Raw genomic sequence first — 13,638 nt, forward strand, 5'->3', positions numbered from 1 at the left:
AGATTTGCATGTCACCACGAGAGCCATTCTCGCGCGCCGTGTGCGTCCTGCGCGCGATTTTGTACCTGCGGATCTCAGATCTCACGGACACGTCCACGTCGATTCCCCGGCAGGAGAAAGCGGGCCGGGGGCGAGCCGAGGACCTGGGCGCGGACGTGATCAAGGTCTTCAAGGACGAGGACAAGTCCGGGTTCCACACGTATGTGAACCGCCCCGACTGGGAAGCCGCTCTCAACATGCTCCGCGAACGGCTCGCGGACGTGCTGATCGTCTTCAAGGTGGACCGGGCTACCCGCCAGGGCATCCCCCAGGCATCAGAAATCATCCGGATCGTCTACGAGACCGGTTGCCGATTCATCTCCATCGCGGACGGGATCGACTCGAACAATGAGGGCTGGGAGATCCAGCTCACATTGGCTGCGCACCAAGCCCACAAGGAATCCAAGAACACATCCATCCGAGTCACGGACCTTCGGGCGGACGAGCGAGACGAAGGCCGCTGGATGGGCAACCGCCCGTACGGGTTCATCGTCACGCCGGAACGGAAGCTGAAGCCGCACCCAGAGGAGTCAGAGATCATCCGCGCCGTCGTGGCAAAGCTCCTGGACGGCCAGTCTCTCCGCTCTGTCGCGAAGTGGATGAACGACGAGGGCTATGACTCCCCACGCTGGGCCAGCCGGAGGCAGCGCATCGCCCAGCTTGAAGCCAAGGGCGAACCGCTCAAGGCGCAGAAACTCCGCGAGAAGCCGATCAAGACCCCCAACTCATGGTCCTGGCCGGTCGTCCGGCAACTGGTCATCGCCCCGACGCTGGCGGGATATCTGCCGCACAAGGGCGAGGTCCACCGCCACACCGTGACGGGTGAGATGGTCCGGATCAGCGAGGAGATCATCAGCTTCGCGGACCACACCCGCTTGCGGTCGATGTTCGGGAGCCGGGTCCCGGTCCACTGGACCCGCGATGCCACGCCCGGAAACAAGTCCAAGGAGACCGGCCGGGCGGTCACGGGTCTCCTCACGGACTATCTGCACTGCGCCGAGTGCGGGTCCCGCATGTCCTACGACACAGCGTTCGTCCGGAACGGGGAAGTCTGGCCCCGCTACCGCTGCATCCGGCGACACTTCAGCGGTCGATGCCCCGGAGTCCTGATCAAGGGCACTCATGCTGACGCGCTGGTGACCGGAGCCATGGTCAACCGTCTCGGCGCGCTCGATGACGACGATCCCGCCGTCCTGGCCATCGCTCAGCGCTGGGCGGACATGAAGCACCCGGACCGCAAGGCGCGGCGCTCTCAGCTTGAGGCGCTGATCCGTGAAGAGGAACAGTTCCTTGACCGCCTGGAGGCCGAGAAGCTGAACGGCCTCTTCCAGGGCACCCGGGGTGAGGCCCGCTTCAAGCGTCGCTATGACGAGAGCAACGGGCGGCTGGACGCATACGAAAAGGAGCTAACCGAGCTTCCCGACGGGCAGGCGCTCGACATCACGTTCCTGCGGGACACAGACCTCTTCAAAGAAGCATGGGAGAACTGGCCGCTTGCTGAGCGGCGCGAGATCGTCGGTCTCGTCCTTGAACAGGCTGGGGTCATCAAGGCGCGCAAGACCGGGGTCCGTCCGACCATCGACCGCTTCCGTTTCTGGTGGGTCGGAGAGGAACGCCCGAAGGAGATGACCTTCCCTACGGCGCTCGCTGAGGCTGACGCCTCAGCGATGCCCGCCTGACCCCTCAGAGTCCTTCACGCGGCCACCCAGCCCCGTTCCTCCACCTTCGGAGGGGCGGGGCTTTCCGTTGCCCCGACGAGGGCCGTTCTGCGTTTCAGATGGCGGGCAGTGTCTCAAATGGCGACATGCAAAGTGTCCATTATTTGAGACGTCTCGACATTTAGTGCGGCGTTTCCGTTGGGCAGCGGGAGGGGTGACGGCTTTCGTCACTCAAAATCGGCCCCGTCACCGCTTTCCACCCCCTCCGACCTGGGGAAAGTGATGAAGTGACGATTCTCTCTTAATTCTGGTAACCGTACATACATCTATCTACTGCTCTTAGGGCTTCGATCAAAAAGTGACGTCATCACGTCACTCGTCACTCAGGGGCGCACCGCGCATCCCAGGGGATTGACTCACTAGATATTAAGTGAGGGGTTGTGCACACACCCGGAGAGTTGAGCTAACCGCTCCTCTCTGGGTGCCCACACTTCCCCGCTCGTGCGTAACGGCAACCGCGCACACCCGAACTCTTGCCCGGCATGGGAAGACCTAGGTTGCCGCCTAGAAGGTCTTCCTGTGCCGGGCATTTTTGTTTTTCTGGACACCGAAAGAAGCCACATGACGCCCAACGAAATTTCCCAGAAGGACACCCGCCAGTCGGGCACCCGAAGCATTGCCCTTCGAGTTGTCCGCGAGATGCTTACTCGCGTCTCCGCTGACGGCCTGATGGTCAATGGAAAGCCTCACCCCCTGCTAGACCATCTTCCCGAGATGCTACGTGCGGCCAGCGAGTACGGCACATACACACTGGAAGTTCGGAAGGCCGAGGACAACGGGATCATTGCCCCGTTTATCTCCACGCGTGAGACCGAGTCGCGCTGATGACTGCATACGACAATGTCCACAAGACGGTTAAGCGTGCATGGGGGCCCGCCTCACTGCACGAGTGCACATGGTGCGGCTGCACGGCATCCGATTGGGCCCTTGACTGGACTTACGGGGATATCAGCGAAGACGAGCGCGGGCGCTTCTACTCGGCCGACTGGTTCCTGTATATCCCGCTGTGCCGGACGTGCCATCGCACCTTTGATGTTGCTCACGCAAGAGACCCGGACGGACTTGTAGCCGCCATTCCCGGTATGCGGCAAGCGGCATGGGATCGGACGACAGAAGCGAAGCGCGAACTAGACGCTAAGCGGCGTGCCGATCAGATCCGACTGTTTCTCAAGTGCCACTTTCCGCAGGCAGTCACCGGGGCTTGAGCGTTAGCAATTCCAGCCTTCTCGATGAGTAGGCTGATCATCATTCGAGAGGCACCACCTTGACCACACACATGGAATCGCGCGCGCTAGTTCGCGCCCTATCTGCCCGATCGGCCGGCTCGGCCCGCACAATTCGCGGATACGGAATCGTCTTTCACGCGCTGTCTGCCCGCATGGGCAGCCCCGCATTCGTTGAGCAGATCAGCCCCACCGCATGGAATCCTGCCGCTGACCCATACGACGTCATAGCCACGTTCGGCCACGACGAAAAGCAGTTCCTAGGGCGACGCTCCGCGAACACGCTCCGCCTGGGAACTGACGCCACGGGCATTTGGTACGAGGTTGATCTACCGAACACGACGGCGGGAAATGACCTCTTCGAACTCGTCAAGCGTGGCGACGTGACCGGTAGCTCTTTCACGTTCCGCGTCGACGACGACGAGTGGCATAAGGCCGCTGACGGTACGCCACTCCGGACCGTTACCCGTATGCGCGTATTCGAGCTGGGGCCCGTCCTCAATCCGGCCTACCCGGATACCACCGTTGCCGCGCGTTCCATGCGCGCTGCCTCTTCCGTTTCCACCCCTCTCCAGAAAGAAAACATCATGACTGAGCTGAGCCTCAACCCGATCCTTGCCGACCACGCGAAGCGGTCCCTTGTGGACGTGCGTCTACTCGGCAACTCGCTTACTGAGATGCGTGAAGCGGACTTCGTTCCGTCTGAGGATGCTCGACCGGTGCCGGTCGTCCTCAACGCGTCTGGCCGTGGCTCTCGGCTCATTGAGCGCGTCACCACTTACCCGTTCTCACGCCAGTTTGGCTACGTGCCGATCACGCCGAAGGTGACCGCCGAGATTCAGCCGCGAAACGCCGCTCAGGCGGCCCTAGCGGCTCGTGTGTCGACTATCGGCACTGCCGCTCTCAAGGTCTCCGCACTGGTCTCCATCGACAATGACGAGCTTGTTGACGTCCCCTCTTCTGAGGGTGCGCTGAATACCGCTCTTGCTGCTGCCGTCGGGCAGCGCGTTGACGACGTACTCATTAACGGCGGCGACGACGGCGACACTGTGGCCCCTGGAATTCTGGACAAGGGGACTCGGACGGCAGCGCTGGCGAAGATCGGATACGACGAGCTTGCCGACGCCGTCGCGCGAATTGAGACCAGCGGCGGTATCACTGATGCTGTGATTGGCGACCCGATCGCTATCGCTGCACTCCGTAAGGCTCTGCCGGGCGACAAGCTGTCGACGCTGCCTGAGTTCGTGTCCCTTCCCCCGCTTGCGGACGGCACGCCGATTCTCGCGGTGGACACGGTGATCGTTGCTGACCTCGCTTCGTGCGGTGTTGGTATGCGTTCCCGGCTTGAGGTAGCGAAGACGACGGAAGCGCCGGAAGCGCACGAGTCTGATTCGGCGTTCATTGCCGGTCGCGCGCGGATCGGTTCCATCGTTCTCGCTGACGCTGCCCGCGTTCAGGTCCTCACCACTCAGGCCGCGTAGTCGTGAGTGACCGCGAAGCGCCCCGGATGCCTAGCCACCTTTGCTATCCGGGGCGCTCTTGCGCCGAGTGTCGGAACTACGACCGGTGGAAGCGCGAACAGAATGAAGCGAAGGCGACGGAAGCTCTTAACGCGATTGCCGATGAAAACGGAAAGGGCACTCAGTGGCCGTGTATGAGTGACCAGTGCGGTAACTCCTGGCATGACCGCTCACGAATTTCGCTCGTCATCGCTGAGCGCGCTAGCCGCTACCGGGTCAGGTTCGCAAAGACCATCAAGAAGACCGGACTAGTTCCTGTCTGTCATGACTGCCACCAGTGGATACGTGAGCGAGTGATGTTCGATGATTAGTGGCCGTTCCCTGGTTGCCCGCTGGCTTCCTCGCTCGCCTCAGCGTGAGCCCCTGCTAATCGAGTTCTCTGCGCGACTGGCAAAGCTTCACCGGAGTACCCCCGCGCGCTGCGAGCACTGCGACGCGTACGGCCCCGTCTCGGCCGTAGTCGTTGCGTGGACAACGCCTCTTGCGAAAGGCGGAAAGCGGGAACACGCGAACACTCACGCTGCCTGCGTGGGTTGCTGGCAAGAGACCGGCCGCAAGGACGGCTTGCCCGTAATGGAAGGCGGGGTAATCGCTAGGCGGGGTGGGGCAGTTGGGGTGTCGGGCATCATCTGTCTTTAGCGCCCCAAGGGGGCTATCCGGGAAGGGGGTGCCCCGTGCGCATCCGGTGTCTCGACTGTAGACAGTGGGCCGTAAAGGCGGGGCGCTGCCATGAACACTCGGCCCAGCGCACAGCAATGCGGAATAGCAAGAGGCGGGCAGCCATGGCGGACGGCGACAACGCTGCCCGTCGTGCCCGCACTGCCGTCGATAAGGCCGGTGGTGCGAAGTGCGGCAAGTGCGCTCGACTGTTCTGCGCTGAGTTCATCGACATTGACCACGTGCTACCGCTCGCCAAAGGTGGACGAGACGTCATGAGCAACATTCAGGCACTGTGCAAGCCGTGCCACAAAGGGAAGACGCGCGAAGACTTCCGCCATACCTGACGGTGCGTCAGATACCTAGGGCGTACCGGTCTGAAAGTTCGCCGCGCGTGCCTCTCAGCGATCCCGCCCCAGCTCGGAAAACGCGTGCGTGACGGACTGGCCCCGCTGGGTGTCACACACTGCCGCCGCACCACTCCACCACTCGACCCGCAAGGGGGAACCCATGAACCAACGACGTTGCGCGCTCGCCTCTTGCGGGCGGGCGCTGCCCAAGAATGCTGACCACAGAAAGCGCTACTGCGGCGACGCCTGCCGGAAGTCAGCCAACCGCGCCAAGCACGCCCGCGAGAGGATCGAGACGGTCACCCACCTCAAGCCGCCGAGTGCCCCTGTGGGCGACTCTGAGCGCGTGGACGACCTTCGGGCCGTCTGGCGCTTGCTCGTCGACTCAGTGGCCGCTCACGGCGTCGTCGTCCCCGGTTCTGCCGGTGCGCCGGTGAGCCATCCCGCGCTGCGCTTCCTTGCTGGGATCGATGCTGCCCTACTGGCTCACGAGAAGGTCACCCCGGACGTCTCTACCGCCGACCCGCTTGAGGCTGCCCGCGCTGCCGCCCTGCGCGCCGTTGCTGCGTACGACGAGCGGGAGGGGGTCGCATGACTCGCCATTCCGTTAGCGAGGAACTTGCCCTGGCCGCTTGCCGGTTGGGCGGGGACTCTGACCCGACGGCACACGAACTCTGGCCGGTCGTTGCCGCGCTCTTCGCTGCGGAAACAGGCCGAGCCCTGACCTCTGCCGACCTGTACGCCTGCATGGCGTGCCCGTGCCACTTCTGACCCTGCCCCCGACGGCTGCCCGCGCTGGGTGCCCGTCGGGGGCTTTCGTCGTTTGGAGACGCCTTCGATCTCAAGGGCGAACCTCCGGCCGGCTCGGGGCCTTCGGAGAGCAAGTCCCTTGCAATGGACGCGACTTACCGCGCCTTCGATTCCTACATGCGTGGGGGCACCCTTGACGCTCTCCAGCCGTGCGGGTGAGGCTCGTGCAACTAGCCGCAACCAAGTAGGCAGGGGTCAAGGTCATGGCTCTAATGTTCTTCGGCAAGGACCCGAACACCAACGGCGACAACTGCCCCACCGTGTGGGTGGACGAGAAGTCGGCCGACATGGTGTTCCAGGGGTGGAAGGCGGACGAGGAGACGGAAGCGGAGTGCCTGACCGTCGGGCACATCCCCGACTCTGAGGCAGTGATCCGTGTTCCAGCGAGCATGGTGCATCTGATCAGGAAGGCGTGTGATGAAGCCGAGCAGCGTTCCGCCGTTCAGTGAGCTGATCGGGGACTGTCACCACTCCGCCGTTCACCTCGAACTCAGGGACACGTACGAGGGGTACGACGACGGGGGACGCTTCGCTGAGTGGAAACGGGCAGGCGGGATCACTCCGGCCTTTGTCGAGGACTTCCGCCCGTGGATGGAGACGGTGCGCGAAGCGGTCGGCCGGGGGGTGGAGATGCGCCGGGCGCGCGTCGTCTCCGAGCCGGTCACCGACTACATCCGGTTTGAGTACGAGGCATCGCGCCTCAATCAGGAAGCCGGGGAACAGGTGCGATGGTTGCCGCGCAGGGACGCCGCAACGCTGCTCCTGCCGGGCGCTGATCTGTGGATCTTCGATGACCGGTTGATCAGGTTCGGGCACTTCACCGGCAACGGTGCATTGGACCGCAACGAGATGTGCGACGACCCGGCAGTGATCAAGAAATTCAGCGAGGCATTCGAGACCGTGTGGCAGCGCGCCACCCCGCACGAAAGGTTCACGGTCTAGTCGCTGCGGCGGCAAGCTAGCTCATGCCCCAGTACAAGTCATCGAGTGTCGAGAGCGCCCGCAAAGCCGTGGCGGCACGCCTCCGCGAAGCGCGTCTAGACGCTGGCTTGAAGGGGCATGAGCTGGCCGCTCGCTGCGGCTGGCACAAGTCCAAGACTTCCCGCATTGAGAGCGCCCGGACGCCCCCCTCTGACGCTGATATCCGCGCGTGGTGTGCCGCCTGCGGGACGGACGATCTAGCGGCCGACATAGTGGCCGCATCCCGTACGGCGGACTCCATGTATCTGGAGTGGAAGCGACTACAGCGCACCGGTCTGCGCCGTCTCCAAGAGGCACGCATCCCGCTGTACGAGCGCACCAAGCTGCACCGGGGATACGCCTCCCACGTCGTGCCCGGACTGTTCCAGACGCCTGCCTACGCCGCCGCGCTGCTCTCGTCCATCAGCCGGTTTCACGGCACCCCCAATGACACAGCGGAAGCGGTAGATGCCCGCATGGCGCGCGCCCGCGTGCTGCACGAGGGAACGCACCGCTTCGCGCTGCTGATGGAAGAGGCGGTGTTGCGCTACCAGGTGGGCGACTCCGAGACGATGGCCGGACAGCTTGGGCACCTGCTATCCGTCATGTCCCTGCCCGCCGTCTCGCTCGGGATCATCCCCTTCGCGGCTCGTGAACGAAGCATGTGGACCCTGGAGACGTTCGACATTTTCGATGACCAGCGCGTCCATGTGGAACTGCTGACGGCTCAGGTAACGCTCACTGCGCCCGGTGAAGTGGGCATGTACGTCAAGGCGTGGGCCGACCTACAGGAACCGACCGTTTACGGCGCAGAGGCCCGCGCGCTGGTGACATCTGCACTCGATGCACTGCGCTGAGAAGTCGCGTGCAACAACGTAGAACTAGCTGTGAGGTGCCACGCTGCCGCCCCTAGCGTTTGTCGTCACACGGACGACTCCGAAGGGGCCGGATATGACCGAGCCAACGAGGTACAGCACAACGGCCGTTGAACTCCCCTTCAACACTGGGGAGTTGGAGCCAGTCCCGGTGGAGGGCTGCGCCGGTTGCGTCGAGCTGGCGAATGTGCGGGACCGGGCGCGCGCTGGTGGGGACATGACCACGGTCACCGATTGCAACGTGTTCTTGCGGCGGCATCCCAAGGGGCACTAGATGACGACGGCCCCGGTGCGGTCCCGCGTCAGGGCACCGGTCAAGCGGCAGCGGATCGCGAAGGCCGCCCCTGCCCCTGCCCCGATCACGTCCTATTGCGGAGTGTGCGCCGGACACCGGGCTATCTGGTGTGACGAGTGCTGCGGCTTCGCCGGATGTGAACTCTGCGGGTGGACGTTCAAGCGTCCGTGTCCGGTGTGCGTAGGCGGGGACGCGCAGCGCATCCGTTGGTGAGGCTCCCACCCGCTGAGCGACGGCGAGCAACACAGTTCAGCGCGTCGGACCGGCCCCGCTCGTGTGCCTCCCCCGTGGCACATGGGCGGGGCCCTCTGGGGTCACCCCCATCCCAGCTCGTGAAGCCGCTCGTCCGGGATGCCGAAGTGGTGGGCGATCTCATGAACCACGGTCACGGCAACTTCGTCGCGCACCCGCTCCCGAAAGGTGTCCGACGGTATATCGTGCACGACCGTGATCTCCGTCTCGGCGACGACGTCCTCGCGCGATGCGCACATCCGCAACGTCGGCCCGCGGTAGATGGTGATCCGGTCCGGCAGCACGCCCGCGTACCACTCCCCGCGTTCGGTCAGCGGCGTGCCCTCGTAGAGCCCCAGCAGTTCCGGATCGTCGGACTCCGGTTCGTCCTCGACGAACACCGCGACGTTGTCCATCAGCCGGGTGAGCTCCGGCGGGATCCGGTCCAGTGCCTCGCCGACCAGTTCCTCGAACGCTTCCCGCGTCATCTCCAGCACCCCGCCATTGTCACGTACGGCCGCCGGATGCGCCCCGGTGCGCGGGGAAGCGCATATCCGCCTCCCCGCCGGGGCATACGCGCCCAATGGCCCGCGACCCGTTCCGTGCCGCAGCAGCCCGCGTCCGGCACCTCATCCGCCTCCGCCCACGCCCGCGCTCCGGCCCTCGGACCGGCCGCCGCCCCCACCCCCGGTCCTGGTCCCGGTCCCGCACCAGCGGCCTGCTCGCCGGCTCGCCGCGTCCGTTCGCCCGCGCGCTCGGCCTGGTCGCCGTCGTGCTGTTCGGTGCCTGGCTGGGGCTGCTGGCCGTCGGCAGTGTCCGTACGCCCGTGGGCCCGATGGACACGACCATGACCCTTCGCCCCTCCCTCAGCGGCGGCACCAAGATCAACGTGTCCCCGCTGGGCGCCCTGGAACTGGACTCGCACCACGCCCCGGTCCGGCTCGACGTCGACGTCGACCGCCTCGACCCGGTCCGTTCCGAGGCCCTGGTCCAGCACCCCGAACGGCTCGCCGGACTGGAGAAAGAGGTCAGCGGCGACGTCGGCGCCGGTGCCCGCGAGCTCGCCGTGCGCTCCTGCGTCGCGGTCGTCTCCGGAGCCACCGCGCTCGGCCTCGCCGTCTACCGAAGGCCCCGGCGCGCCCTGGCCGCCGGAGGGCTCGCGCTCGCCCTGCTGACCGCCTCGGGCGTCGGGGCGTACGCCACCTGGAACCCCGAGTCGGTCCTGGAGCCGAAGTTCTCCGGGCTGCTCTCCAGCGCCCCCTCCGTCGTCGGTGACGCCCGCTCGATCGTCACCGACTTCGACGTCTACCAGCAGGAACTCGCCCGGCTGGTCACCAACGTCACCAAGCTGTACGACGCCACCTCGACGCTCCCCGTGTACAGCCCGAACCCCGCCACTCTCCGCGTCCTGCACGTCTCCGACATCCACCTCAACCCCGCCGCGTGGCACATCATCGGCTCGCTCGTCGAGCAGTACGACATCGACGTGATCATCGACTCCGGCGACACGATGGATCACGGGGCGGCCGTGGAGAACAGCTTCCTCGACCCGATCAGCGACCTGGGCGCGCCCTACGTCTGGGTCCGCGGCAACCACGACTCGACGGTGACGCAGAAGTACCTGGAGGGGAACAAGCGCTTCAGGAACGTGCACGTGCTGGACGACGGCCGCGCGGTGGACGTCGGCGGGCTGCGGGTGGCGGGCATCGGGGATCCGGAGTTCACCCCGGACCGCACGGGTCCGGAGCAGGCGGAGGGTGTGGAGCAGGCGGCGGGTCTGCGGCTCGCCGCCGCGCTGCGCGGCCAGCGGCGGGCGGGCACCCCGGTGGACATCGCCGTCGCCCACGAGCCGGAGGCCGCCCGGCAGACGGACGGAGCGGTACCCCTCGCCCTGGCCGGCCATGTGCACCACCGGCAGAACGAACTCATGAAGGACGGCACGCGGCTGATGGTCGAGGGGTCCACGGGCGGCGGCGGGCTGCGTGCCGTACAGAACGAGAAGCCGGAGCAGGTGCTCGCGTCGGTGCTCTATCTCGACCGCTCCACCCGTCGTCTGCAGGCCTGGGACGAGATCACCCTGGGCGGCCTCGGCCTGACGACCGCCGAGGTCAGCCGCCATCTGCCGAAGGAGAACCGACCCGACGCGACGCCCTCCCCTATTCGGTTTGGCTGACACCGAAACCCCCGTGTACAGTCTCCGACGTGCCCAAGGGCGCCGGTCAGGGCTCGACCGTTCCGAAACCTCGAAGGTTGACGAAGAAGCCGAACCTCTTGGGGGGAAGCGGAGTCACACGCTTCTTCACTTTCCCTTCGGGCGACAGACGTGGAAGCAAGCTGTACCAGCAGTTCTGCCCTCATCGTCTAGTGGCCCAGGACGCCGCCCTTTCAAGGCGGTAGCACGGGTTCGAATCCCGTTGGGGGCACGCACAACCTGTGCGACACTTAGTCGCACAAAGCTTGGTCCTGTGGAGCAGTTTGGAGTGCTCGCCACCCTGTCAAGGTGGAGGCCGCGGGTTCAAATCCCGTCAGGACCGCTGCAGCCCTTATGAGCTGCGTGGCTGGGTAGCTCAGTTGGTACGAGCGATCGCCTGAAAAGCGATAGGTCGCCGGTTCGATCCCGGCCCCAGCCACCACCCGAAGGCCCCGTCCGTTGGACGGGGCCTTCGTCGTGTCAGGCACCCTCCCGGTCCGCGGTGTTCACGCTGTCGGCGCCGTCCGCGCCTTCCCCGCCCCGGCGCCGCCCGGACCGCACCGCGAGCCCCAGGAGCACCACGGCCACCACCCCGACCAGCAGCACCGCGTCCGGCACGTGCTCGCCGATGCCGCGGGCCCACTGCTCGACGGCGAACGACTGGTCCACGTTCAGCAGTCCGGGCAGCGCCGTCGTCCCGTCGTACGCCAGGAACATGGCGCCGAGGCCGATGAAGAAGAGCCCCGACAGCAGCGTCGTGGTGTGCAGCTCGAAGCGGCCGAGCCGCAGGGCACGGCCGCGCAGCCACGCCCTGCGGCCGAGGTCGAACCGCTCCCAGAGCAGTGCGAGCAGGAAGAGCGGCACGGCCATGCCCAGCGCGTACACGGCGAGCAGCAGCCCTCCGTACGCCGGGCTGCCGCTGACGGCCGCGACGGTGAGGACGCTGCCGAGGATCGGTCCCGCGCAGAAGCCGGCCAGGCCGTAGACGGCTCCGAGCGCGTAGACGGACAGGGCGGTCGTGGGACGGATCCGGCCGCTGAGGGCGGAGATCCGCCGCGAGGCGAAGCCCAGACCGACGATCTGGGCGACGCCGAGCCCGATGATCAGCCAGCCCGCGCCGAGGACGAGGGCGTCGCGATGGCTGTAGAAGAGCCGCCCGGCGTACGAGCCCGCGGCGCCGAGCGGGACGAGGGTGGTGGCCAGGCCGGCGTAGAAGATCCCGGTCCGGGCGAGCAGCCGGGAGGCGGAGTCGATGGAGTACGCGAAGAAGGCGGGGAGCAGCAGGGCGCTGCACGGGCTGAGCAGGGCCAGCAGCCCGCCGAGGAACGCGGCGAAGTAGCCGATGTCCGCCGTCACTTCGCGGAGCCCCCTGAGCCCACGGAGCCCTTGGCGTCTTCGGACTTCTGCGGACCGGCGGAGCCCTTGGCGTCTTCGGTGTTCCGCGGGCCGGCGGAGCCCTTGGCGTCCTGTCCCGCGTTGCCGGGGTACTTCGCCCTGTCGGCCGCCTGCTCGATGGCCCGGGTGAACGTCTCCGACGGCTGTGCCCCGGCGATCGGGCGGCCGTTGATCAGGAACGACGGGGTGGACGTCGCGCCGATTCCGTACCCCTGTTCCTGGTCCTTGCTCACCGCTGCCGCGGCCGCCTTGCCGTCCGTGTCGCGGACGAAGCGGTCCAGGTCGGGCACCCCGGCCTGGCGGGCGAGGGCCTTCAGCCGGTCCTTGCCGAACCCCTTCTCCTTGACTCCTTCGGCGTACGCGGCGCGGTGGAACTCCCAGAAGCGGTTCTGCTGCCCGGCGGCCCAGGACGCGCGCGCGGCGGCCTCGGACTCGGCGCCGAAGATCGGGAAGTTGCGCCACTCGATGCGCAGGGTGCCGGCGTCGACGTACTTCTTCACCAGGGCGGGTTCGGTGTCCCGGGCGAACTTCCCGCAGTAGCCGCACTTGAAGTCGGCGTACTCGATGAGGACGACGGGCGCGTCCGCCCGGCCCAGCGACAGTCTGTCGCCGGCATCGCGCCGGGCGAGCTTCGCCAGCTCCGGGTAGACGCCCTCCTCCGGATCCGCGGTGACGCCGGCCACCACCGAGGACGAGGAACCGGCGCCGGGGGCGTCGGGGGCGGTCGCCCGGTAGGACACGTATCCGAACAGTGCTGCTGCGACGACGATCCCGGCGCCGTAGACCAGCGGCTTCCTGCTGGATGTCCGGGGCGACGGCTTCCGGGACGCGGGCTTCGGGGAGGGCTTGGGCCTGGATGTGGGCATGCGGAACTCCGAGCTGGTGATGCGCGAGAAAGGGGGACGGACGGCCGGGAGGGGCGGGGCCGTCTACACCCTCAGTACGGAGAGTTCCACCGGGGTCGGCGCGGCCGCGTCGGGTCCGCGCAGCGCCATCGGCGCGGGTTGCCGCACCGGCACCGGGACGGTGACCGCGGGCAGGCCCCACTCGGCGAGGCCCGGCGCCTGGTCGTGGGCCGCGCGGGCCCGCCCGGGAACGGCCGGTTCGGTGCCGTCGTGCTTGCCGCCCCTGCCGCAGCCCGGAAGCCCGTCGCCCTGCCCGGTGGCCATGGACGCGGCCACGGAGGGACCGGCCGAGGACACCGGCTGCGCAGCCGCCGTCGGCCCGCAGAACAGCCCCAGGACGACCGCAAGGGCCGCCACCAGGCAGCACCACGACGAACGGGACATGGCGGACAGACCTTCCGGCAGGGGCTCGGCTGAGGGACCAGCTGTCCGGAATGGTACGTGCTGTGATCACGCACTCCCCGGCCGT

At 66.6% G+C, this 13,638-nt stretch carries 14 protein-coding genes, 3 tRNA genes and 1 pseudogene; 14 read left to right on the forward strand and 4 right to left on the reverse strand.

The window, feature by feature from the left end; translation table 11 throughout:
- The first annotated feature begins 8 nt into the window (after window positions 1–8).
- From ACIBJG_RS03075 to ACIBJG_RS03120, 10 genes and pseudogenes are all read left to right on the forward strand, one after another.
- On the forward strand, window positions 9–1,718 hold the full coding sequence (locus tag ACIBJG_RS03075; RefSeq protein ID WP_399303349.1) for a recombinase family protein: 1,710 nt from the start codon (window positions 9–11) through the stop codon (window positions 1,716–1,718).
- 600 nt (window positions 1,719–2,318) lie between these two features.
- Entirely contained in the window at window positions 2,319–2,582 is a 264-nt protein-coding gene (locus ACIBJG_RS03080; RefSeq protein ID WP_399303351.1) for a hypothetical protein, read from the forward strand.
- 451 nt (window positions 2,583–3,033) lie between these two features.
- Window positions 3,034–4,461 (forward strand): HK97 family phage prohead protease, encoded by a 1,428-nt coding sequence (locus ACIBJG_RS03085; protein ID WP_399303353.1) that lies wholly within the window; start codon window positions 3,034–3,036, stop codon window positions 4,459–4,461.
- An 821-nt stretch (window positions 4,462–5,282) separates the two neighbouring features.
- Entirely contained in the window at window positions 5,283–5,504 is a 222-nt protein-coding gene (locus tag ACIBJG_RS03090; protein WP_399303355.1) for an HNH endonuclease, read from the forward strand.
- Between the two features lie 163 nt (window positions 5,505–5,667).
- Window positions 5,668–6,102, forward strand: a complete 435-nt coding sequence (locus ACIBJG_RS03095) for a hypothetical protein (protein ID WP_399303356.1) — start codon at window positions 5,668–5,670, stop codon at window positions 6,100–6,102.
- A 418-nt stretch (window positions 6,103–6,520) separates the two neighbouring features.
- Window positions 6,521–6,766 (forward strand): hypothetical protein, encoded by a 246-nt coding sequence (locus tag ACIBJG_RS03100; RefSeq protein WP_280892212.1) that lies wholly within the window; start codon window positions 6,521–6,523, stop codon window positions 6,764–6,766.
- Window positions 6,735–7,259 carry a DUF6879 family protein gene (locus tag ACIBJG_RS03105; RefSeq protein WP_399303358.1) on the forward strand — a complete coding sequence of 175 codons (525 nt, stop codon included), beginning with the start codon at window positions 6,735–6,737 and terminating at the stop codon, window positions 7,257–7,259. The genes ACIBJG_RS03100 and ACIBJG_RS03105 overlap by 32 nt, the downstream gene beginning before the upstream one ends.
- Window positions 7,260–7,282: 23 nt before the next feature.
- Window positions 7,283–7,483, forward strand: a pseudogene (locus ACIBJG_RS03110) (helix-turn-helix domain-containing protein); the annotation flags it as partial.
- Between the two features lie 54 nt (window positions 7,484–7,537).
- Window positions 7,538–8,134, forward strand: coding sequence for a DUF5753 domain-containing protein (locus ACIBJG_RS03115; protein WP_399303851.1), 597 nt, complete (start codon window positions 7,538–7,540; stop codon window positions 8,132–8,134).
- A 94-nt stretch (window positions 8,135–8,228) separates the two neighbouring features.
- The gene (locus ACIBJG_RS03120; protein ID WP_399303360.1) at window positions 8,229–8,426 is read left to right on the forward strand and encodes a hypothetical protein; all 198 of its coding nucleotides are present in this window, start codon (window positions 8,229–8,231) and stop codon (window positions 8,424–8,426) included.
- A 335-nt stretch (window positions 8,427–8,761) separates the two neighbouring features.
- On the opposite strand, the gene ACIBJG_RS03125 is transcribed toward ACIBJG_RS03120, so the two are convergent.
- Window positions 8,762–9,175, reverse strand: coding sequence for a metallopeptidase family protein (locus ACIBJG_RS03125; protein WP_399303362.1), 414 nt, complete (start codon window positions 9,173–9,175; stop codon window positions 8,762–8,764).
- An 86-nt stretch (window positions 9,176–9,261) separates the two neighbouring features.
- On the opposite strand from ACIBJG_RS03125, the gene ACIBJG_RS03130 reads away from it, so the two are divergent.
- The 4 genes from ACIBJG_RS03130 to ACIBJG_RS03145 all read left to right on the forward strand — a co-directional run bounded on the left by ACIBJG_RS03130 (window position 9,262) and on the right by ACIBJG_RS03145 (window position 11,311).
- Window positions 9,262–10,851, forward strand: coding sequence for a metallophosphoesterase (locus ACIBJG_RS03130; protein WP_399303364.1), 1,590 nt, complete (start codon window positions 9,262–9,264; stop codon window positions 10,849–10,851).
- Window positions 10,852–11,028: 177 nt separating this feature from the next.
- Window positions 11,029–11,101, forward strand: a tRNA-Glu gene (locus ACIBJG_RS03135).
- A gap of 36 nt (window positions 11,102–11,137) precedes the next feature.
- Window positions 11,138–11,212, forward strand: a tRNA-Asp gene (locus tag ACIBJG_RS03140).
- A gap of 22 nt (window positions 11,213–11,234) precedes the next feature.
- Window positions 11,235–11,311 (forward strand) — tRNA-Phe (locus ACIBJG_RS03145).
- A gap of 38 nt (window positions 11,312–11,349) precedes the next feature.
- Here the strand turns inward: ACIBJG_RS03145 and ACIBJG_RS03150 are convergent.
- The 3 genes from ACIBJG_RS03150 to ACIBJG_RS03160 form a co-directional block, all read right to left on the reverse strand.
- Window positions 11,350–12,225, reverse strand: a complete 876-nt coding sequence (locus ACIBJG_RS03150) for a cytochrome c biogenesis CcdA family protein (protein ID WP_399303366.1) — start codon at window positions 12,223–12,225, stop codon at window positions 11,350–11,352.
- On the reverse strand, window positions 12,222–13,130 hold the full coding sequence (locus ACIBJG_RS03155; protein WP_399303368.1) for a DsbA family protein: 909 nt from the start codon (window positions 13,128–13,130) through the stop codon (window positions 12,222–12,224). The genes ACIBJG_RS03150 and ACIBJG_RS03155 overlap by 4 nt, the downstream gene beginning before the upstream one ends.
- Before the next feature lie 63 nt (window positions 13,131–13,193).
- Complete coding sequence (locus ACIBJG_RS03160) at window positions 13,194–13,553, reverse strand: hypothetical protein (RefSeq protein WP_399303370.1); 360 nt, start codon at window positions 13,551–13,553, stop codon at window positions 13,194–13,196.
- Window positions 13,554–13,638 lie beyond the last annotated feature (85 nt).

Origin of the sequence: Streptomyces sp. NPDC050422 (assembly GCF_044458665.1) — a bacterium.
GTDB lineage: Bacteria > Actinomycetota > Actinomycetes > Streptomycetales > Streptomycetaceae > Streptomyces.

Bases quoted from the DNA above. Each gene is read 5' to 3' on its own strand.
- ACIBJG_RS03100 (WP_280892212.1), top strand. From the start codon at position 6,521: ATGGCTCTAATGTTCTTCGGCAAGGACCCGAACACCAACGGCGACAAC.
- ACIBJG_RS03080 (WP_399303351.1), top strand. From the start codon at position 2,319: ATGACGCCCAACGAAATTTCCCAGAAGGACACCCGCCAGTCGGGCACC.
- ACIBJG_RS03115 (WP_399303851.1), top strand. From the start codon at position 7,538: ATGTATCTGGAGTGGAAGCGACTACAGCGCACCGGTCTGCGCCGTCTC.
- ACIBJG_RS03105 (WP_399303358.1), top strand. From the start codon at position 6,735: ATGAAGCCGAGCAGCGTTCCGCCGTTCAGTGAGCTGATCGGGGACTGT.
- ACIBJG_RS03155 (WP_399303368.1), bottom strand. From the start codon at position 13,130: ATGCCCACATCCAGGCCCAAGCCCTCCCCGAAGCCCGCGTCCCGGAAG.
- ACIBJG_RS03085 (WP_399303353.1), top strand. From the start codon at position 3,034: ATGGAATCGCGCGCGCTAGTTCGCGCCCTATCTGCCCGATCGGCCGGC.
- ACIBJG_RS03075 (WP_399303349.1), top strand. From the start codon at position 9: ATGTCACCACGAGAGCCATTCTCGCGCGCCGTGTGCGTCCTGCGCGCG.
- ACIBJG_RS03090 (WP_399303355.1), top strand. From the start codon at position 5,283: ATGGCGGACGGCGACAACGCTGCCCGTCGTGCCCGCACTGCCGTCGAT.
- ACIBJG_RS03095 (WP_399303356.1), top strand. From the start codon at position 5,668: ATGAACCAACGACGTTGCGCGCTCGCCTCTTGCGGGCGGGCGCTGCCC.
- ACIBJG_RS03130 (WP_399303364.1), top strand. From the start codon at position 9,262: ATGGCCCGCGACCCGTTCCGTGCCGCAGCAGCCCGCGTCCGGCACCTC.
- ACIBJG_RS03160 (WP_399303370.1), bottom strand. From the start codon at position 13,553: ATGTCCCGTTCGTCGTGGTGCTGCCTGGTGGCGGCCCTTGCGGTCGTC.
- ACIBJG_RS03120 (WP_399303360.1), top strand. From the start codon at position 8,229: ATGACCGAGCCAACGAGGTACAGCACAACGGCCGTTGAACTCCCCTTC.